The 18,300-nt window shown below is 72.2% G+C and carries 20 protein-coding genes; 14 read left to right on the top strand and 6 right to left on the bottom strand.

All coding sequences use genetic code 11. The annotated features are described in order from the left end of the window. The first annotated feature begins 268 nt into the window (after positions 1-268). The 6 genes from AB6L24_RS08935 (at position 269) to AB6L24_RS08960 (ending at position 5,241) form a co-directional block, all read left to right on the top strand. Positions 269-1,045: a metallophosphoesterase gene (locus tag AB6L24_RS08935; protein WP_405653954.1), complete on the top strand. Its 777-nt coding sequence runs from the start codon at positions 269-271 to the stop codon at positions 1,043-1,045. Between the two features lie 82 nt (positions 1,046-1,127). Further along, positions 1,128-1,565 carry an SRPBCC family protein gene (locus AB6L24_RS08940; RefSeq protein ID WP_405653956.1) on the top strand — a complete coding sequence of 146 codons (438 nt, stop codon included), beginning with the start codon at positions 1,128-1,130 and terminating at the stop codon, positions 1,563-1,565. 83 nt (positions 1,566-1,648) lie between these two features. Then, positions 1,649-2,821, top strand: coding sequence for an ArsA family ATPase (locus AB6L24_RS08945; RefSeq protein ID WP_405653958.1), 1,173 nt, complete (start codon positions 1,649-1,651; stop codon positions 2,819-2,821). Positions 2,822-2,890: 69 nt separating this feature from the next. Further along, positions 2,891-3,391 carry a DUF5304 domain-containing protein gene (locus AB6L24_RS08950; protein WP_405653960.1) on the top strand — a complete coding sequence of 167 codons (501 nt, stop codon included), beginning with the start codon at positions 2,891-2,893 and terminating at the stop codon, positions 3,389-3,391. 52 nt (positions 3,392-3,443) lie between these two features. Next, entirely contained in the window at positions 3,444-4,397 is a 954-nt protein-coding gene (locus tag AB6L24_RS08955; protein ID WP_087883749.1) for an ROK family glucokinase, read from the top strand. 85 nt (positions 4,398-4,482) lie between these two features. After that, the gene (locus tag AB6L24_RS08960) at positions 4,483-5,241 is read left to right on the top strand and encodes an endonuclease/exonuclease/phosphatase family protein (protein WP_405653962.1); all 759 of its coding nucleotides are present in this window, start codon (positions 4,483-4,485) and stop codon (positions 5,239-5,241) included. Between the two features lie 17 nt (positions 5,242-5,258). On the opposite strand, the gene AB6L24_RS08965 is transcribed toward AB6L24_RS08960, so the two are convergent. Together AB6L24_RS08965 and AB6L24_RS08970 are read right to left on the bottom strand one after the other, a co-directional pair. Beyond that, positions 5,259-5,888: a hypothetical protein gene (locus AB6L24_RS08965; RefSeq protein ID WP_405653964.1), complete on the bottom strand. Its 630-nt coding sequence runs from the start codon at positions 5,886-5,888 to the stop codon at positions 5,259-5,261. Then, the gene (locus AB6L24_RS08970; RefSeq protein ID WP_380851938.1) at positions 5,881-6,660 is read right to left on the bottom strand and encodes an alpha/beta hydrolase; all 780 of its coding nucleotides are present in this window, start codon (positions 6,658-6,660) and stop codon (positions 5,881-5,883) included. Before AB6L24_RS08970 ends, AB6L24_RS08965 begins: the two co-directional genes overlap by 8 nt. 205 nt (positions 6,661-6,865) lie before the next feature. Here AB6L24_RS08970 and AB6L24_RS08975 point away from each other — a divergent pair, with 205 nt between their 5' ends. From AB6L24_RS08975 to AB6L24_RS08995, 5 genes are all read left to right on the top strand, one after another. Continuing rightward, complete coding sequence (locus AB6L24_RS08975) at positions 6,866-7,627, top strand: lysophospholipid acyltransferase family protein (protein ID WP_380851935.1); 762 nt, start codon at positions 6,866-6,868, stop codon at positions 7,625-7,627. Between the two features lie 65 nt (positions 7,628-7,692). Next, entirely contained in the window at positions 7,693-8,946 is a 1,254-nt protein-coding gene (gene macS / locus AB6L24_RS08980; protein WP_405653966.1) for a MacS family sensor histidine kinase, read from the top strand. Continuing rightward, complete coding sequence (locus AB6L24_RS08985; RefSeq protein ID WP_405653968.1) at positions 8,943-9,680, top strand: response regulator; 738 nt, start codon at positions 8,943-8,945, stop codon at positions 9,678-9,680. Before macS ends, AB6L24_RS08985 begins: the two co-directional genes overlap by 4 nt. 170 nt (positions 9,681-9,850) lie before the next feature. After that, the gene (locus AB6L24_RS08990; RefSeq protein WP_405653971.1) at positions 9,851-10,879 is read left to right on the top strand and encodes a 6-phosphofructokinase; all 1,029 of its coding nucleotides are present in this window, start codon (positions 9,851-9,853) and stop codon (positions 10,877-10,879) included. A 108-nt stretch (positions 10,880-10,987) separates the two neighbouring features. After that, positions 10,988-11,992: a 2-hydroxyacid dehydrogenase gene (locus tag AB6L24_RS08995; RefSeq protein ID WP_405653973.1), complete on the top strand. Its 1,005-nt coding sequence runs from the start codon at positions 10,988-10,990 to the stop codon at positions 11,990-11,992. Here the strand turns inward: AB6L24_RS08995 and AB6L24_RS09000 are convergent. The 3 genes from AB6L24_RS09000 to AB6L24_RS09010 all read right to left on the bottom strand — a co-directional run bounded on the left by AB6L24_RS09000 (position 11,938) and on the right by AB6L24_RS09010 (position 14,723). Beyond that, a complete protein-coding gene (locus AB6L24_RS09000) occupies positions 11,938-13,890 on the bottom strand; it encodes an anthranilate synthase family protein (protein WP_405653976.1) in 1,953 nt (650 codons plus the stop codon). The two genes, AB6L24_RS08995 and AB6L24_RS09000, sit on opposite strands and share 55 nt — an antisense overlap. 115 nt (positions 13,891-14,005) lie before the next feature. After that, entirely contained in the window at positions 14,006-14,062 is a 57-nt protein-coding gene (locus tag AB6L24_RS09005) for a trp operon leader peptide (protein WP_107062014.1), read from the bottom strand. Positions 14,063-14,105: 43 nt separating this feature from the next. Then, on the bottom strand, positions 14,106-14,723 hold the full coding sequence (locus tag AB6L24_RS09010) for a TetR/AcrR family transcriptional regulator (RefSeq protein WP_405653978.1): 618 nt from the start codon (positions 14,721-14,723) through the stop codon (positions 14,106-14,108). A 45-nt stretch (positions 14,724-14,768) separates the two neighbouring features. Between AB6L24_RS09010 and AB6L24_RS09015 the strand changes: the two genes are divergently transcribed. From AB6L24_RS09015 to AB6L24_RS09025, 3 genes are all read left to right on the top strand, one after another. Next, positions 14,769-15,665, top strand: a complete 897-nt coding sequence (locus AB6L24_RS09015) for a DUF2867 domain-containing protein (RefSeq protein ID WP_405653980.1) — start codon at positions 14,769-14,771, stop codon at positions 15,663-15,665. A gap of 204 nt (positions 15,666-15,869) precedes the next feature. Beyond that, entirely contained in the window at positions 15,870-17,225 is a 1,356-nt protein-coding gene (locus tag AB6L24_RS09020; protein ID WP_405653981.1) for a class II 3-deoxy-7-phosphoheptulonate synthase, read from the top strand. 171 nt (positions 17,226-17,396) lie between these two features. After that, positions 17,397-17,699 (top strand): bacterioferritin-associated ferredoxin, encoded by a 303-nt coding sequence (locus tag AB6L24_RS09025; protein ID WP_380851911.1) that lies wholly within the window; start codon positions 17,397-17,399, stop codon positions 17,697-17,699. On the opposite strand, the gene bfr is transcribed toward AB6L24_RS09025, so the two are convergent. Beyond that, positions 17,696-18,175 (bottom strand): bacterioferritin, encoded by a 480-nt coding sequence (gene bfr, locus AB6L24_RS09030; RefSeq protein ID WP_385712456.1) that lies wholly within the window; start codon positions 18,173-18,175, stop codon positions 17,696-17,698. The genes AB6L24_RS09025 and bfr overlap by 4 nt on opposite strands. Between the last annotated feature and the right edge of the window lie 125 nt (positions 18,176-18,300).

The raw sequence follows: 18,300 nt of genomic DNA on the forward strand, positions 1-18,300 counted from the left end.
GCAGGTGCTCAGTCGGGGGGCTCTGGGGGTTCCTCGGGATTGCGTGAGGGGCTGAGCACTACTGGACTGCCCGGACGTTACCCACCGGTATGGCTGGTTCGGTAGGGGGGCCGGGCCAGATGTTCCGTGCGTCACACGACGTTATGGTCTGAACCGCACAGTACGCCACGCTCTTCCTGACTCGGAAGTAACCGCAGGTCCGCCGCCCGCGCCCGCCCGGCCACCCCGCCCTGGTCGGCCCCGGCCCCGCCGCCATAAGGTGACCGGCATGCGAGGTTTCCGGGTCCATGTGGTCAGTGACGTGCACGGCAACGCCGCGGACCTGGCCCGCGCCGGGGACGGCGCCGACGCCTTGATCTGCCTGGGTGACCTGGTCCTCTTCCTCGACTACGCCAACCACGCGCGCGGCATCTTCCCCGATCTGTTCGGCGCCGAGAACGCCACCCGCCTCGTCGAGCTGCGCACCGCCCGCCGCTTCGAGGAGGCCCGTGCCTTCGGCGCCTCGCTGTGGGCCGGCCTCGACCGCGGCCCCGCCGTGGAGCAGGCGGTCCGCAAGCAGTACGCCGAGCTGTTCGCCGCCTTCCCCACCCCTACGTACGCCACGTACGGCAATGTCGACATGCCACAGCTGTGGCGCGAATACGCCGGTCCCGGCACGACCGTCCTCGACGGCGAGCGCGTGGAGATCGGCGGCCGCGTCTTCGGCTTCGTCGGCGGCGGCCTCAAGACCCCGATGCGCACGCCCTACGAGATCAGCGACGAGGAGTACGCCGCCAAGATCGAGGCCGTCGGCGAGGTCGACGTGCTCTGCACCCACATCCCGCCGGAGGTGCCCGAGCTCGTGTACGACACGGTGGCGCGCCGCTTCGAGCGGGGCAGCCGCGCGCTCCTCGACGCGATCCGGCGCACCCGGCCGCGGTACGCGCTCTTCGGCCATGTGCACCAGCCGCTCGTCAGCCGCATGCGGATCGGGTCGACGGAGTGCGTGAACGTCGGGCACTTCGCGGGGTCGGGGCGGCCCTGGGCGCTTCAGTGGGCTGGGTGACCGTCGCAGGTCGCGTGCGCGGTAGCCTTCAGCGGGCAGGCACAAGCGCCCGCACCGGACCGCATCTGGAGGAGCCACCGCGATGGCGGAATACACCAGCTCGAGCATCACGATCGAGGCGGCACCGGCCGACGTCATGGACGTGATCGCCGACTTCGCCCGCTATCCGGAGTGGACCGGCGAGGTCAAGGAGGCCCAGGTCCTCCAGGCCGACGACTCCGGCCGCGCCGAGCAGGTCCGGCTGGTCATGGACGCCGGAGCGATCAAGGACGACCAGACCCTCGCGTACACCTGGAGCGGAGCGCACGAGGTGTCCTGGACCCTGGTCAAGTCCCAGATGCTGCGCTCCCTGGACGGCTCCTACCTCCTGAAGCCCGCCGGCACCGGCACCGAGGTCACCTACCAGCTGACCGTCGACGTCAAGATCCCCATGCTCGGCATGATCAAGCGCAAGGCGGAGAAGGTCATCATCGACCGCGCCCTGGCGGGCCTGAAGAAGCGCGTGGAGACGAAGGCGTAGCGCCCGGGTGCGCTGCGGCCCACGGCACCTCTGACGTGGGGCCCCGGGCACCCCCCGTCCCCACCGACGTAGAGTCCCACCGCATGCGCACCCTCCTCCTCACCGGCCCCGGCGGAGCCGGCCGCACCACCCTCGCGGCCGCCACAGCCCTCACCGCCGCCCGCGAGGGCACCCGCACCCTGCTCCTGTCCGCGGACCGCGCCGACACCCTGGGCGCGGCGCTCGGCACCCCCACGGGCCCCCGCCCGGTCCAGGTCGCCCCGGGCCTGACCGCCCTGCGCCCGGACCCGGACCCCGGCTTCCGCGCGGGCCTGCTCACCCTCCAGGAGCACGCGGGACCCGCCCTGGACCTCCTGGGCGCAGGACGCCTCGACGACGAGGAGCTGACCCCGCTGCCGGGCGCCGAGGACCTCGCCCTCCTGAGCGCCCTGCGCGCGGCCCCGGACTCGTACGACACCGTCGTCGTCGACCTGCCCGCCGCCCCCCGCGCCCTCGCGCTCCTCGCCCTGCCCGCCCAACTGCGCCGCTACCTGCGCCGGTTGCTGCCCCCGGAGCGGCGGGCGGCCCGCGCGCTGCGCCCGGTACTCGGCCGCCTCGCGGGCGTCCCCGTGCCCGCCGGATCGCTGTACGAGGCGGCCGACCGCTGGGACACCGCGCTCGCCGCCGCGCAGGCCGTGATCGAGGACCCGGGGACCGGCGTCCGCCTGGTCGCCGAGCCGGGCCCGGCCGGCGCCGACGCCGTGGCCCGCACCGCCACGGGCCTCGCCCTGCACGGACTGCCCCTCGAAGGACTCCTCGCCAACCGCGTCGCACCCGAGCCCCAGGGCCCCGACCCGGCACCCTGGCTCACCGCCCTGCGCGCCCAGCAGCACAAGACGCTCGGCGAGTGGACGCACACGTACCGCACCCACGGGATCCCCTACCTCGGCCCGGACCCCCGGGGCGCCGACGACCTCGCCGCCCTCGGCGCCCCCGGCCCGGGACCGGCCCCCGACCCGGTCCACTGGCCCGTCACCGACGCGCTCGCCACGGACAACCTGCTGCACTGGTCCATCCCGCTGCCCGGCGCCGTGCGCGAGGACCTCGACCTGGTCCGGCGCGGCGACGAACTGGTCATCACCGCGGGACCGTTCCGGCGGATCGCCGCGCTGCCCTCCGCGCTGCGCCGCTGCACCGTCACCGGCGCCGCCCTGCGCGACGGGACCCTGCGGATCCGCTTCGCCCCCGACCCGGACCTGTGGCCCCGGACCCGGTGAACGGCCTGCCGCCGTTCGGGTAACGTCGAGAGTACGAATTCATCGGTCCTGCGCAGGAGTCAGCCCGTCATGAGCGAATCCATCGAGCACGGCGCGCACGACGCTTCCGAGCCGGAGCGCCCCGCCCCCGCCGACGCCGACGCGTGGGCCACGGCCTGCGCCGAGGACCTCGCGGCGGAGAAGGCCCGCCGCCGTGCCCAGTACGGGCCGCCGCCCGGATCGGCCGCCGAGGAGCTGCGCAAGCTCGTCGACGCCGTCTCCGACAAGCTCGCGAGTCTGTCGGGGGGCCAGTCACCGCTGCTCGGCGCGGTCGCCCAGGGCGCCGTGCAGGAGACGGTGCAGCAGGTGGTCCGGCAGGCGAAGGCCGCGGTGGAGCCCGTCATCGAGCGCAACCCCGACGTCTTCGACCACCTCGCGGCGGCCGGCGCGGAGCTGCTCGCCGCCTACCGCAGCGCGGTCACCGGTCAGGAGGCCCGCTGGACGCGCGATGACACCGCGGCCGCCGCCCCGGACGGTTCGGATCGCCGCGACGAGGGCCCCGGACCTGGGGAACACATCGATCTGGACTGACCCCCCTCGGGTACGGTGGGCCGTAGCGGGGCTCGATCGAACTGAGGGATTCATGGGACTCACCATCGGCGTCGACATCGGCGGCACGAAGATCGCGGCCGGAGTGGTCGACGAGGACGGTCACATCCTGTCGACGTTCAAGGTGCCCACCCCCGGCACCTCCGAGGCCATTGTCGACGCGATCGCCTCCGCCGTCGAGGGCGCCCGGGCCGGGCACGAGATCGTCGGCGTCGGCATCGGCGCCGCCGGATACGTCAACCGGCAGCGCTCCACGGTCTACTTCGCACCGAACATCGACTGGCGCCAGGAACCGCTGAAGGACGAGGTCGAGCGGCGCGTCGGCCTGCCGGTCGTGGTCGAGAACGACGCGAACGCGGCGGCCTGGGGGGAGTACAAGTTCGGCGGCGGCAAGGGCCACCGCAACGCCATCTGCATCACCCTCGGCACCGGCCTCGGCGGCGGCATCATCATCGGCAACAAGCTGCGCCGCGGCCACTTCGGCGTGGCCGCCGAGTTCGGCCACATCCGGATGGTCCCGGACGGCCTGCTGTGCGGCTGCGGCAGCCAGGGCTGCTGGGAGCAGTACGCGTCGGGCCGCGCCCTCGTGCGCTACGCCAAGCAGCGCGCCAACGCCACGCCGGAGAACGCCGAGTACCTGCTCTCCCTTGGCGACGGCACCCCCGACGGCATCGAGGGCAAGCACATCTCCATGGCCGCCCGCCAGGGCGACCTGGTCGCCGTGGACTCCTACCGCGAGCTGGCCCGCTGGGTCGGCGCCGGACTCGCCGACCTGGCCTCGCTGTTCGACCCGTCGGCGTTCATCGTCGGCGGCGGCCTCTCGGACGAGGGCGAGCTGGTGCTCGACCCGATCCGCAAGTCCTTCAAGCGCTGGCTCGTCGGGGCGCAGTGGCGTCCGCAGGCGGAAGTGATCGCCGCGCAGCTGGGCAACAAGGCGGGCATGGTCGGCGCGGCCGACCTGGCCCGGGAGCCCGACCCCATCATGTGAACCCGGCGCACGGGTGAGCCCAGGGGAAACCCCGGACGGGCCGGAATTCTCCGGCCCGTCCGGGGTTTCCCGTATCTTGATCGCCATGCCGACGAGCCCGACACCCGCGCTGCCCAACTCCCGCACCGAAACGGACGGTTCGGCCGTCGTCCGGGTGCTCAGCTACAACATCCGCTCGATGCGCGACGACACCGACGCGCTCGCCCGCGTCATCGCCGCGTGCGCGCCCGACCTCGTCCTGATCCAGGAGGCGCCCCGGTTCTTCCGGTGGCGCAAGAAGCTGGCCCGGCTCGCCCGCGCCACCGACCTCGTGATGCTCTCCGGCGGCGGCACCGCAGCCGGTCCCGCCCTCCTCTGCTCCCTGCGCGCCACCGTCGAGCGCACCGAGGACGTGCTGCTGCCGCTGACCCCCGGGCTGCACCGGCGCGGCTTCGCGACGGCGGTGGTGCGCTTCGGCGGCGCCCGGCTCGGCGTCCTGAGCTGTCACTTGAGCCTGCAGAACAAGGAGCGGTACGAGCAGAGCGGGATGCTGCTCGACCAGCTCGCCGGGATGGGCGTGGAGCACGCCGTCGCGGGCGGCGACCTCAACGACCGCCCCGACGGCCGCTCCTTCCGCCGACTCGCCACCGGCCTGCGCGACTGCTGGGCCACGGAGCCCTGGGGCGGCGAGTACACCTCCACCCCGGCCGACCCGCACCAGCGCATCGACGGCATCTTCGCCACGAAGGGCATCGAAGTCCTGGGCTGCGGCGTGCCGCTGGACCACGAGGGCGTGACGGAGGCGGACCTCCGTGCGGCGACGGATCACCTGCCGGTGTTGGCGGCGCTACGGGTGCCTGCCTGACGTCGTGTGACGGAGGTTCAGACGACGGCTCCCCGCCCGGGGTCGTCGTCCTCTTCGTCGTCGCTCTTCATCCGAACGACCAACGTGGCGAAGCCACCCAGGAACCCACCGATCCCGAGCGTGGTCAGCCACCACGTCATCTGCCACCCGAGGAGCACCGCGAGCAACAGCAGCAGCGGGCCGCCGATGACGGCGAGCCAGGCGAACTTGGCGGTGACCTCCGCGTCCGGCAGCGGCGGCGGCTCGGGCGGCACGAAGTGGCCCTCGTCGTCCGGGTCGAAGTCGTCCTCGGACGCCTCGGCGGCGCTGTAGTCCCGCGGGCCCGCGCCGCCCACTCCGGGCGCGAAGGACACGGAGCTGCCGAGCGCCTTGCCCGCGCCGTCGGCACCCTTCCCGCCGCCGTCACCCTTGCCGCCGCTCCCGGCGCCGTCGGTGTCGCCGCCCGCGGGGCCGTTGGTCTCCGGCTCCAGGAGCGCCAGGTCCTCCACGGACTTGAACGGCTTGGCGCCGGGCGGGTCCGCGGGCTCCTCGCCGTACCCGGCGACGATGGCCTGCCAGGCGGCGTCCTCGTCGATCGGCACCGCCTGCTCCTGCGGCTCGCGGCTGTCGTCCTCGCGGCTCTCCTCCGCGTCGTGCTGCTCAGCCACCGGTGGCCGTCCCTTCCTTGCCTGCGCTGGGGGCGAGCCGGCCGATGAACGTGAAGCTCTCCTCGAAGATCCGGTCCGCGTCGTGGTCCAACGTCGCGACGTGGTAGCTCTGTTCCAGCAGGATCTCCGTGACGTCCGTGGACGAGATCCGGCTGAGCACGCGGGCGGAGTCGGCGGGCGGCACGACATGGTCCTGCGGGCTGTGCAGGAGCAGCAGCGGCTGGGTGACCTGCGGCAGCTCGGCGTCGACGACCTGGAAGAACCGGCGCAGCGAGTGCGCGGCGTGCAGCGGCACCCGGTCGTACCCGATCTCGTCCGAGCCCGGCTTGGCGATGTCGCTGGCGATGCCCTTGGTCGAGGGCACCAGGAAGCGGACCACCGGCAGGGCGTGCGCGGCCAGGCCGTGCACCTTGTTCCCCGGGTTGACCACGACCACGCCGCGCACCGCGTCGCCGTACTTCGCGGCGAGCCGCAGCGCGAGCGCCCCGCCCATGGACAGGCCGAAGACGAACACCTCCGCGCACCGCTCGGTCAGCGCGCGCAGCTCGCGGTCCACCTCCGCGTACCAGTCCTGCCATTCCGTGACCTGGAGGTCCTGCCAGCGGGTGCCGTGGCCGGGCAGCAGCGGCAGCGAGACCGTCAGGCCGCGCTCCGCCAGATGCTCCGCCCAGGGGCGCAGCGACTGCGGGGATCCGGTGAAGCCGTGACACAGCAGGACGCCGACCTCGCCGCCCTCGTGGCGGTACGGCTCGGCTCCGGGGAGGACCGGCACCTTCGGTCTCCTTCTCGAGAGAGCTGGGGGTACTTCACCGTACGCGACCGGACTGACACCGACCAGGTCCTTCGCGCATACCGGACGCCTACGGGGACCGCCGCCGGCCGGGGCGGTCGGCCCCGCTCCGGAAGGAGCGCGGGCCCCACTCGGGTTATGGTCTGATCCACAGACACAGGAGGCACTCGGTTTGATCTACGGCGCAATGAAGCTTTCCATCGGAGGGCCCCTGAAGCTCGCCTTCAGGCCCTGGGTGGAAGGCCTCGAGAACATTCCCGCCGAGGGCCCCGCCATTCTGGCAAGCAACCACCTGTCCTTCTCGGACTCCTTCTTCCTGCCCGCGGTCCTCGACCGCAAGGTCACCTTCATCGCCAAGGCCGAGTACTTCACGACGCCCGGCATCAAGGGCCGGATGACGGCCGCGTTCTTCAAGGGCGTCGGCCAGCTCCCGGTGGACCGCTCGGGCGCGCGCGGCGCGGGCGAGGCGGCCATCAAGAGCGGCATCGAGGTCCTGGAGAGCGGCGAGCTGTTCGGCATCTACCCCGAGGGCACCCGCTCGCCCGACGGCCGCCTCTACCGCGGCAAGCCCGGCGGCCTCGCCCGGGTGGCCCTGGCCACCGGCGCGCCCGTGATCCCCGTCGCGATGATCGACACCGAGAAGATCCAGCCGCCCGGCAAGGTGATGCCGAAGCTGATGCGGCCCGGCATCCGCATCGGCAAGCCCCTGGACTTCAGCCGCTACCAGGGCATGGAGCACGACCGCTTCGTCCTGCGGGCCGTGACCGACGAGGTCATGTACGAGATCATGAAGCTCTCCGGCCAGGAGTACGTCGACATCTACGCGACCGCCGCGAAGCGTCAGCTCAGCGAGGCGGCCAAGGCGGCGAAGGAGGCGGCCAAGAAGGAAGCGGCCGCCAAGGAGGCAGCCGCCAAGGAAGCGGCGGCCAAGGAACGGTCCGGCGCGTAGCCGCGTCCGTGTAGAGGGGCGTCCGTGGGAGAGGGGCGCACGACGGCGTCCTGTGGGGTGGGGTAGTGGCCAGGCGCGAGAAGGTCATGCGAATGTCGGTCGAGCAGCCGCTGTGGCGTGCCCTGACCGCGTACCGCGTGCTGACCATGCTGTACGCCATCGGCCTCTTCGTGGCCGGGTACTCCGCCTTCGCCCGCCCCTGGCTCGCCGTCGGCTACTACGTGGTGCTCGCCGCCTGGACGCTCGCCACCGTCCCCAAGGTCTCCGGCGCCGCCAGCTGCACCAAGCGCTTCCTCGCCGTCGACCTCGGGGTCGCGCTCACCGGCATCCTGCTCACGCCGGTCGCGGTCGAGCACTGGCGGGTCGTCGACGGCGGGCCGACGCTGCCGTCCATATGGACGGCCGGTTCCGTCCTCGCCTTCGCGATCAAGGGCGGCTGGCGCTGGGCGGCCTTCGCCTCGCTCCTCGTGGGCGTCGCCAACGTCGTGCAGCGCGGCGCGTTCAGCCGCGACACCGTCCACAACGTCCTCCTCGTCTGCATCGCCTCCATCGCCATCGGCTACGTCGTGGAGGTCGCCCGCGCCTCCGAGCGCACCCTCGCCCGGGCCCTGGAGATCGAGGCCGCGACCCGCGAGCGCGAACGCCTCGCCCGCGACATCCACGACAGCGTGCTCCAGGTCCTCGCCATGGTGCAGCGCCGCGGCACCGCCATCGGCGGCGAGGCGGCCGAGCTCGGCCGGATGGCGGGCGAGCAGGAGGTCGCTCTGCGCACCCTGGTCGCAGGCGGCCTGATCCCCACCTCGTACGCCTCGGAGGACGCCTCCCAGGGCGCCGTCGTCCGGCTCGTCGAGGAACCCGACGACCCCGAAGGCCCCGACGGCGACGGCACCACCGGCGCGACCAGCTGCGACCTGCGCCTGCTCCTCGCGCCCTTCGCCGGGTCGAAGGTGACCCTGTCGGAGCCGGGCGCCGCGGTGCCGCTCGCGCCGCACGCCGCCAGGGAGCTGACCGCCGCGGTCGGCGCCGCCCTGGACAATGTCCGCAAGCACGCCGGGCCGGACGCCCGCGCCTGGATCCTGGTCGAGGACGAGCCCGACGCCGTCGTCGTGACGGTCCGCGACGACGGCCCCGGCATCCCGGAGGGGCGGCTCGCCCAGGCCGAGGGGGAGGGGCGGCTCGGGGTTGCGCTGTCCATCCGGGGGCGGCTGCGGGACATCGGGGGCACGGCCGAGCTGATCTCGGTGCCGGGCCAGGGCACGGAAGTGGAACTGAGCGTCCCGCGCGTGCGGGACGGGGGGAAGGCGGAAGCGGAACGATGAGCAGTCAGCACGAGCAGCACCAGGAGCCCGTGGCCGGGCAGGCCGGGGCGGACGCCGCCGCGCCGGTCAAGGTCATGGTCGTCGACGACCACCCGATGTGGCGCGACGCCGTCGCCCGGGACCTCGCCGAGTCCGGCTTCGACGTGGTGGCGACCGCGGGCGACGGCGAACAGGCCGTGCGCCGCGCCCAGGCCGCCGCGCCCGACGTCCTCGTCCTCGACCTGAACCTGCCGCTGAAGCCCGGCGTGCAGGTCTGCAAGGAACTCGTCGGCGCCAATCCCGCCCTGCGCGTCCTGGTCCTCTCGGCCAGCGGCGAGCACGCCGACGTCCTGGAGGCGGTCAAGTCCGGCGCCACCGGCTACCTCCTGAAGTCCGCGTCCACCGCCGAGCTGATCGACGCCGTCGGCCGCACCGCCGTCGGCGACGCCGTGTTCACCCCCGGCCTCGCGGGCCTGGTCCTCGGCGAGTTCCGCCGCCTGGCCTCCGAGCCCGCCCCGGCGACCCCCGACGAGCCCGGCGCCCCGCGCCTGACCGACCGCGAGACCGAGGTCCTGCGCCTGGTCGCCAAGGGCCTCAGCTACAAGCAGATCGCCGAACGCCTCGTCATCTCGCACCGCACCGTGCAGAACCACGTCCAGAACACCCTCGGCAAGCTCCAGCTGCACAACCGGGTGGAGCTGGTGCGGTACGCGATCGAGCGCGGCCTCGACACCGACGAGTCGACCGGGACCTGATCCCCGGCCCCGGCGTTCGTACATGACCTCCTTCGGGTGAACCGGAGCCCCCCTCTCCATCGCAACTCCCGGACCACGCCCCGGAATTCACGGTTCGTCCCATGCCGAAGTGACGCGGATCACCATTAGCGTGGCCCGCGTCAGCGCAATCGCGGCGAAGGGACATTTCCATGCGGGTCGGAGTTCTGACCGGAGGCGGCGACTGCCCCGGACTCAATGCCGTCATCCGGGGCGTCGTCCGCAAGGGCGTGCAGGAGTACGCGTACGACTTCGTGGGCTTCCGCGACGGCTGGCGCGGACCCCTCGAAGGCGACACCGTCCAACTCGACATCCCCGCCGTCCGCGGCATCCTGCCGCGCGGCGGCACCATCCTCGGCTCCTCGCGGACCAACCCCCTCAAGGTCGAGAACGGCATCAGGCGGATCAAGGAGAACCTCGCCAAGCACGAGGTCGAGGCCCTGATCGCCATCGGCGGCGAGGACACCCTCGGCGTCGCCGCCCGCCTCACCGACGAGTACGGCATCAACGTCGTCGGCGTACCGAAGACCATCGACAACGACCTGTCCGCCACGGACTACACCTTCGGCTTCGACACGGCCGTCGGCATCGCCACCGAGGCCATCGACCGCCTGCACACCACCGCCGAGTCGCACATGCGCGTCCTCGTCGTCGAGGTCATGGGCCGCCACGCCGGCTGGATCGCGCTGCACTCCGGGCTCGCCGGTGGCGCCAACGTCATCCTCATCCCCGAGCAGCGCTTCGACCTCGGCCAGGTGTGCGCCTGGGTGACCTCACGCTTCAAGGCCTCCTACGCGCCGATCGTCGTCGTCGCCGAGGGCGCCATGCCCAAGGACGGCGAGATGGTCCTCAAGGACGGCACCCTCGACTCCTTCGGGCACGTGCGGCTCTCCGGCGTCGGCGAGTGGCTGTCCAAGGAGATCGAGAAGCGCACCGGCAAGGAGGCCCGCACCACCGTCCTCGGACACGTCCAGCGGGGCGGCACGCCCAGCTCCTTCGACCGGTGGCTCGCCACCCGCTTCGGCCTGCACGCGATCGACGCCGTGCGCGACGGCGACTTCGGCAAGATGGTCGCCCTGCGCGGCACGGACATCGTCCGCGTCCCCATCGCCGACGCCACCGCCAGGCTCAAGACGGTCGACCCCGCCCTCTACCAGGAGGTGGGCGTCTTCTTCGGCTGACCCGAGCGAGCGGCCCCCGGCTGAACCGCGCCGTCGGGCGGCGGGTGCGGCGGCGGGACCGTATATTCGGCGGCGCGGGGGCAACGCACGCGAGACCGGGAGCCAATCGTGGAGATCCTTGCCTTCGGCGTCCAGGCGGACGAGCGCCCCCTCATCGAGAAGGCCTTCGCGCCGCACCACGACACCCGGTGCCTGGACGTCTTCCTGAACGAGGACACCGCCCCCATCGCCGCCGGCTATGAGATCATCTCGACCAGCGTCAACGCCAGCCTGGACAACCGCGTCCTGCAGACCCTCGCCGCCGGCGGCACGCAGATGATCGCCCAGCGCTCCACCGGCTTCAACAACATCGACCTCCAGGTCGCCGAACGCCTCGGCCTGACGGTCGCCCGCGTCTCCTCCTACTCGCCGTACTCGGTCGCCGAGTTCGCCTGGACCCTGGCGACCGCCGTCAACCGCCGCATCGTCCGCGCCAGCAACCGCACCCGCGACTTCGACTTCCGCCTCGACGGCCTGATGGGCCGGGACCTGCGCGGCCGCACCGCCGGAGTCCTCGGCACCGGCAAGATCGGCGAGGCCTTCACCCGGATCGCGCACGGCTTCGGGATGAACCTCCTCGGCTGGGACGTCGCCGAGAACCCCGCGTGCGCCGCACTCGGCATGAAGTACGTCGAGAAGGAACAGCTGTTCGCCGAGTCCGACCTGATCAGCCTGCACGTCCCGCTGCTCCCCGCCACCCACCACCTCATCGACGCGAGCGCCCTGCGCGCGATGAAGGACGACGCGATCCTGGTGAACTCCAGCCGCGGCGGCCTGATCGACACCGACGCCCTGGTGAGCGAGTTGCGCGCGGGCCGCTTCACCGGCGTCGGCCTCGACGTGTACGAGGCCGAGGCCGGGCTCTTCTTCCTCGACAAGTCCCTGGAGGCCGTCGAGGACGACACCCTGGCCCGCCTCGTCACCTTCCCGAACGTCGTGGTGACCTCCCACCAGGCGTACTACACCGTCGACGCCGTGAGCCAGATCATCGACACCACCGTCCAGAACGTCCTCGACTATCAGGCGGGCCGCCGCTCCGAGAACGTCCTCGTGCCCGCCGCGCCCCGCAGCTGACCGAGCAGTTCCCGCACGACCTGCGCCCCGCGCAGCGAGAGCACCGACTCCGGATGGAACTGCACCCCCGCGAACCCGAGTCCGCGCAGCGCGTGCACCTCCCCGCTCGCCCGGTCCCGGCTCACCTCGATCCCGTGCGCCGCCAGTTCGACGGCCGCCTCCTCGTCGCAGCGCGCCACGAAGCTGTTGTAGAAGCCGACCGTCTCGGCCCGCCCGAACAGGTCGATCGTCGTCTGTGCCCCCTGGTACGGCACCTCCTTGCGGACGATCTCCAGGCCCAGCTCGGCCGCGATCAGCTCATGGCCGAGGCACACCCCGAGCACCGGGTGCCGGTGGCCGCGGATCAGCTCCGCCGCGAGCGCCCGCAGGAACCGCATCTTCGGGTCCCCGGAGTCGCCGGGATCCCCGGGACCGGGGCCGAGGACGACAGGGCCCTCGTGGGTGAGGGCCGCGTCCGCGAGGCCCGGCTCGTCGTAGCGGCGCACCGACACCGTCAGGCCCGACGAGCGCAGCACATGCGCGAGCATCGCCGTGAACGTGTCCTCGCCGTCGACCACAAGGGCGTGCCCGGACAGCTCCGCCGACGGCTCCTGCATCCGCAGCCAGAACGGGGCCAGCCCCGCCCGCCGCCCGTCCAGGGCCGCCCGCACCCGGGGATCCTCGGCGAGCGCGGGCCGCGCGCCCTCGTGCCGCGGCCGACCCGGACGCACCCCGAGCGCGGCGAGCACCCCGGCCGCCTTCGCGTGCGTCTCCGCCACCTCCCCCGCCGGATCCGAGCCGCGCACCAGCGTCGCGCCGACCGGCACCCGCAGGCCCCCGCGCGCGTCGATGTCGGCGGTACGGATCAGGATCGGCGAGTCCAGGGTCTGCGCACCACCCGCGTCCCGGCCGATCAGCGCCAGCGCCCCCGCGTAGTAGCCGCGCCCGCCCGCCTCGTGCCGCCGGATCACCCGGCACGCGTTCTGCACGGGCGAGCCGGTGACGGTCGCCGCGAACATCGTCTCCCGCAGCACCTCACGGACGTCCAGCGACGAGCGGCCGCGCAGCTCGTACTCGGTGTGCGCGAGGTGGGCCATCTCCTTCAGCCGGGGGCCGACGACCACCCCGCCGCGGTCGCCGACGGTGCACATCATCTTCAGCTCCTCGTCGACGACCATCGACAGCTCCTCGGTCTCCTTGCCGTCGGCGAGGAAGCGCAGCAGGTCGTCGGCCGTGGGGCCCTGGGGCGGATAGCGGTACGTCCCGCTGATCGGGTTCATCACGACCGTCCCGCCGGACATCCGCACGTGCACCTCCGGGCTCGCCCCGACCAGCGTCCGCCCGTCCTCGCCCCCGGTGTGCACGACGAACGTCCAGTACGCCCCGCGCTCACCCACGAGCAGCCTGCGGAACAGCGCCAGCGCGTCGGCCCGCCCGAACCCGGGGAGCTCGCCCCGGTACGTCCGCCGGATCACGAAGTTCGCGCCCTCGCCGCCGCCGATCTCCTCCCGAAGGACCCGGTCGACGGTCCGCGCGTACTCCTCGTCGCTCACGTCGAAGGCGCCCTCCGCCACCCTCACCTCGTGGTCGGGCAGCGCCGCGAGGGCCTCGGCGAGCGGCACCTCGTCCGTCTCCTCGGGGGTGAGGACCATGAGCGGTGTGCCGTCGTCGGTCACCTCGAAGCCGCGCTCCCTGATCTGCCGGAAGGGGATGAGGGCGAGGCCTTCGGGCAGGTCGGCGAGGTGTTCGCAGGTCGTGACCGGGCCGCGCAGGACCTCCACGGTGTCGTGGTCGCGGCCGGGGGCGCGGCGGCGCAACAAGGCAAAAGGGGTCTGCTCGTGGAGCAGTCGGTTGAGGGTGGTGGTGGGAGACGGGCGGGCGAAGGGGCGGTCGTCGGTCAGCAGGTTCCGCAGATCCATGGGGCTGTTCCTTCTCCGTGAGCGGGTGGGAGAGGAACGGCCGGTCCGGAACGCTGCCGGAAAACACCGAAGGCCGCCCCTCGGGCGGCCTTCGCGATGTCTGGAGTACGCGCAGTCAGTGGGCCGCCGGAGAAGCGGGCCACCACCAGTTCTGGGTCGAGTGCGCGAACATGCCCGCACCCTAGCGCATCCCGGACCCGGGACGGCGGCACGTCTCAGGGCCCGGCCATCAGCACGTCGAGCGCCTCGTCCAGATAGGCGCCGAACTCGTCCTCGCCGGGCAGCACCGAGGGCGCCGCGTGGCCGAGCTGGGCGTGGCCCAGGTACACCGAGTACGCGAGCAGCCCGCGGCGGCGCGCCTCCGCCTCCGGGAAGCCGAGGGCGGCGAAGAGCTCGGCGACGTACGCCACCCGGCGCTCGGTGACCCGCCGCAGGGCCGCGGCGACCTCGGGGTGCGAGGCGGTCGCGAGCAGCGAGACCTCCAGGGGGTCCGCGGACGCCGAGCTGATGGCCTCGGCGAAGAGGAGACGGATGCGGGTGCGGATGTCCGGCTCGGCCTCGACCTCGCTGATGATCCCCTCGGTGTTGATCTCCGCCCAGCGCTCCAGAGCGGCCTTGATCAGGGCGTCACGGTTCGCGAAGTGCCAGTAGAAGCTGCCCTTGGTGGTGCCGAGCCGGACCGCGAGGGGCTCCACGGCGACGGCGGCGAGCCCACCGTCACCGATGGCGGTCAGCGCGGCGTCGGCCCAGTCCTGGGCGGAGAGCCGGGGCTTCGCCGGGGCCTTCCGCGCGTCCGGGGCCGTCGTCGTCCGCTGCCGTTGCACCATGACCATACGGTACCGTACGGTTGACCATACGCCAGCGTATGGAGGTACGTCATGGGTGTCGTGCGCAATGAACACCAGCGGGTGATCGAGGCTCCGGCGGCGGCCGTGGGGGCCCTGATCGACCGGCTCTCCGCCGCGGACGACCCGCTCTTCCCGACCCCGGCCTGGCCCGCGATGACCTTCGACGGGCCGCTCGCCGTGGGCGCGAGCGGGGGCCACGGGCCGGTGCGGTACCGGGTCGCGGCGTACGAACCGGGGCGCCGCGTCCGCTTCGACTTCACCGAGCCGGACGACGGCTTCCACGAGATCTCCGTGGAGCCGCTGGGGGAGCGGCGCTGCCTTGTGCGGCACGTCCTGGAGACCACGCCGCGACGCCTGGAGCGCCTCCTGTGGCCCACGGTCATCCGACCCGTGCACGACACGATGGTCGAGGAGGTACTCGACAACGCCGAGCGGGCCGCCACAGGCCACTGCGCGCACCCCACGCGCTGGTCACGGTGGGTGCGGCTGCTCAACGCCCTCGACTGGGACCGGCCCGAGACCGTCGCCGTCCCCGAGGGCGCCCGGCTCCTGCGCGCCGCCCTCGACCGGCCCGCCTACCAGGACGCGTACCGCATGCGGATGCTCCCCGGACTGCCCCGCGACCCCCGCGCCTGGTACCCCATGCTGCGCAGCGCCTTCCCCGAGCTCGGCTGCGCCGACGGCGAACTGCTGCTCCAGGTCGACATCGCGGGCCTGACCGCACGCGCCTCGATCCTCGTCGACGACGAGCACATCACCCTCAGCACCTACGCCCGCCCCGACACCCGCCGCGGCCGCCTGTACTGGGGCGTCGTCCGGCTCGGACACCCCTTCATGGCCCGCCTCATGCTGCGCCGCACTCATCGCGCCTTCGCCCTGGGGGCGCCGAGCGCGGGGGAGCGGGAAAGGCGGACCGCGACTGTGTGAGGGCTCGGCCGTTTCACTTCTGAGACGCCTTCTCCTCGCTCACGCGGGGGTGGCCCCAAGCTCGAGACGCTGCTGCAGATCGGGGCGGTGTCCTCCCCGTGTGTGCGGGGTTACCAGGGGTGCGGCCCATCGGGTCGCACCCCGGTCGTCTCATCTGACGGGCGGAGGCGAAACCACCGAGCGCGACCCCGTAAGGTTTACGGGGTGACCGTGAACGCTGATTCCCAAGCCGTCGCCGCCAAGGCGACCTGGCGAGACCTGCCCGCGGCGCAGCAGCCCGAGTACCCCGATGCCGAGGCTCTGCGCGATGTGATCGCGGACCTCGAATCGTATCCGCCGCTCGTCTTCGCGGGTGAGTGCGACCAGCTGCGCGGCCGCCTCGCGTCCGTCGCCAAGGGGGAGGCGTTCCTGCTCCAGGGCGGCGACTGCGCCGAGTCCTTCGACGCCGTGAGCGCCGAGCACATCCGGGCCAAGCTCAAGACCCTCCTCCAGATGGGCGCCGTCCTCACGTACGCCGCCTCCGTGCCGGTCGTGAAGGTCGGGCGGATCGCCGGGCAGTACTCGAAGCCGCGCTCCAAGCCGACCGAGACCCGCGACGGCGTCACCCTGCCGACGTACCGCGGCGACTCCGTCAACGGCTTCGACTTCACCGAGAAGGCCCGCGTCCCGGACCCCGAGCGCCTGAAGCGGATGTACAACGCCTCCGCGTCCACGCTCAACCTGGTGCGCGCCTTCACCACCGGCGGCTACGCCGACCTGCGCCAGGTGCACGCCTGGAACCAGGACTTCGTGAAGTCGTCCCCGTCCGGCCAGCGCTACGAGCAGCTCGCGCGGGAGATCGACAACGCGCTCAACTTCATGCGCGCCTGCGGCACGGACCCGGAGGAGTTCAAGACCGTCGAGTTCTACGCCTCGCACGAGGCGCTGCTCCTCGACTACGAGTCGGCGCTGACCCGCGTGGACTCGCGCACGGGCAACCTGTACGACGTCTCGGGCCACATGGTCTGGATCGGTGAGCGCACCCGTCAACTGGACGGCGCGCACATCGAGTTCGCCTCGCAGATCCGCAACCCGATCGGCATCAAGCTCGGCCCGACGACGACGGCCGAGGAGGCGCTGCGGTACATCGACCGCCTCGACCCGGACCGCGAGCCCGGCCGGCTGACGTTCATCGCCCGCATGGGCGCGGACAAGGTCCGCGACAAGCTCCCCGAGCTGGTCGAGAAGGTCACCGCGTCCGGCGCGACCGTGGCCTGGATCACCGACCCGATGCACGGGAACACCTACGAGGCGGCCTCCGGCCACAAGACCCGCCGCTTCGACGACGTGCTCGACGAGGTCAAGGGCTTCTTCGAGGTCCACAAGGCGCTCGGCACGCACCCGGGCGGCATCCATGTGGAGCTGACCGGTGACGACGTCACGGAGTGCGTGGGCGGCGGCGACGAGATCTTCGTCGACGACCTGCACCAGCGCTACGAGACGGCGTGCGACCCCCGGCTCAACCGCAGCCAGTCGCTGGACCTGGCGTTCCTGGTGGCGGAGATGTACCGGGACCAGTAGTCGTCGATGAACGACCAGTAATCCCTGGTGACCCGGGTGTTTCCGGTGTCACGGGCGTGGGGCGCGGATCCTTGTGATCCGCGCCCCACGTGTGTATCCCGGGCTTTTGCGCAGCCGAAGGCGCGGGTAAGGTTAGGTTAGCCTCACCGATCAATCGGGATGGCACGGCCTATGGATCCCGCACGGGAGGTGAACCGCGTGTACGTCTGCAACTGCTTCGGGGTGACCGAAGAGCAGGTGAAGAAGCACGCGGAGGGAGGCGCCTGCACCCCCCGGCAGATCGCGTCCGCCTGCAAGGCGGGCACGGACTGTGGTTCGTGCGTACGCCGCATCCAGGCTCTGCTCGGCCGGGGCGCGTGCCCGCGGCGGGAGCTGGTGGACCAGGGCGAGCCCGCGGTGGCGCTGGTCCCCGAGGCGGAGCTGCCGAAGATTCCCGGGATTCCCGAACGGGAAGAGCTCCCGGAGGCGGCCTAGCCCTCCGGCTGCTCGATGAGCTGCGCGATGTACAGCGGCTCGCCGAGCTTCTCGACCAGCTCGAGCTGGGTGTCGAGATAGTCGATGTGGTGTTCCTCGTCCTCGAGGATCGACTCGAAGATGTTCGCGGACGTGATGTCGCCCTTGGCGCGCATCACCTCGATGCCGCGCTTGAGGCGGTCGATCGCCTCCACCTCGACCTGGCGGTCCGCCTTGAACATCTCGGTGACGGTCTGGCCCACGCGTACGTGGAACAGCCGCTGGTAGTTGGGCAGACCGTCGAGGAAGAGGATCCGGTCGGTCAGCACCTCCGCGTGCTTCATCTCGTCGATCGACTCGGACCGGGTGTACTTGGCGAGCTTCGTCCAACCGAAGTTGTCCTGCATCTTGGCGTGCAGGAAGTACTGATTGATCGCGGTCAGCTCGGCGGTCAGCTGCTCGTTGAGAAATTCGATGACCTCGGGGTCGCCCTGCATCGCAGAGGCTCCTTCCAAGCGGGTGACTGGGCAGGTAGCGCGCATCTTTGCACCGGTATCCGGGGCCGTCCAGTAAGTGCATGCTTAGTAGGAGTTGCCCGAATCCACGTATACCTGGTCACGTC

Origin of the sequence: Streptomyces sp. RK9 (genome assembly GCF_045070545.1) — a bacterium.
GTDB classification, from domain to species: Bacteria; Actinomycetota; Actinomycetes; order Streptomycetales; family Streptomycetaceae; genus Streptomyces; species Streptomyces alboflavus.

Bases quoted from the DNA above. Each gene is read 5' to 3' on its own strand.
- AB6L24_RS08950 (WP_405653960.1), top strand. From the start codon at position 2,891: ATGAGCGAATCCATCGAGCACGGCGCGCACGACGCTTCCGAGCCGGAG.
- AB6L24_RS08990 (WP_405653971.1), top strand. From the start codon at position 9,851: ATGCGGGTCGGAGTTCTGACCGGAGGCGGCGACTGCCCCGGACTCAAT.
- AB6L24_RS09015 (WP_405653980.1), top strand. From the start codon at position 14,769: ATGGGTGTCGTGCGCAATGAACACCAGCGGGTGATCGAGGCTCCGGCG.
- AB6L24_RS08935 (WP_405653954.1), top strand. From the start codon at position 269: ATGCGAGGTTTCCGGGTCCATGTGGTCAGTGACGTGCACGGCAACGCC.
- AB6L24_RS08945 (WP_405653958.1), top strand. From the start codon at position 1,649: ATGCGCACCCTCCTCCTCACCGGCCCCGGCGGAGCCGGCCGCACCACC.
- AB6L24_RS08985 (WP_405653968.1), top strand. From the start codon at position 8,943: ATGAGCAGTCAGCACGAGCAGCACCAGGAGCCCGTGGCCGGGCAGGCC.
- AB6L24_RS08955 (WP_087883749.1), top strand. From the start codon at position 3,444: ATGGGACTCACCATCGGCGTCGACATCGGCGGCACGAAGATCGCGGCC.
- bfr (WP_385712456.1), bottom strand. From the start codon at position 18,175: ATGCAGGGCGACCCCGAGGTCATCGAATTTCTCAACGAGCAGCTGACC.
- AB6L24_RS09010 (WP_405653978.1), bottom strand. From the start codon at position 14,723: ATGGTCATGGTGCAACGGCAGCGGACGACGACGGCCCCGGACGCGCGG.
- AB6L24_RS08940 (WP_405653956.1), top strand. From the start codon at position 1,128: ATGGCGGAATACACCAGCTCGAGCATCACGATCGAGGCGGCACCGGCC.
- AB6L24_RS08975 (WP_380851935.1), top strand. From the start codon at position 6,866: ATGAAGCTTTCCATCGGAGGGCCCCTGAAGCTCGCCTTCAGGCCCTGG.
- AB6L24_RS08960 (WP_405653962.1), top strand. From the start codon at position 4,483: ATGCCGACGAGCCCGACACCCGCGCTGCCCAACTCCCGCACCGAAACG.
- AB6L24_RS09000 (WP_405653976.1), bottom strand. From the start codon at position 13,890: ATGGATCTGCGGAACCTGCTGACCGACGACCGCCCCTTCGCCCGCCCG.
- AB6L24_RS09025 (WP_380851911.1), top strand. From the start codon at position 17,397: ATGGATCCCGCACGGGAGGTGAACCGCGTGTACGTCTGCAACTGCTTC.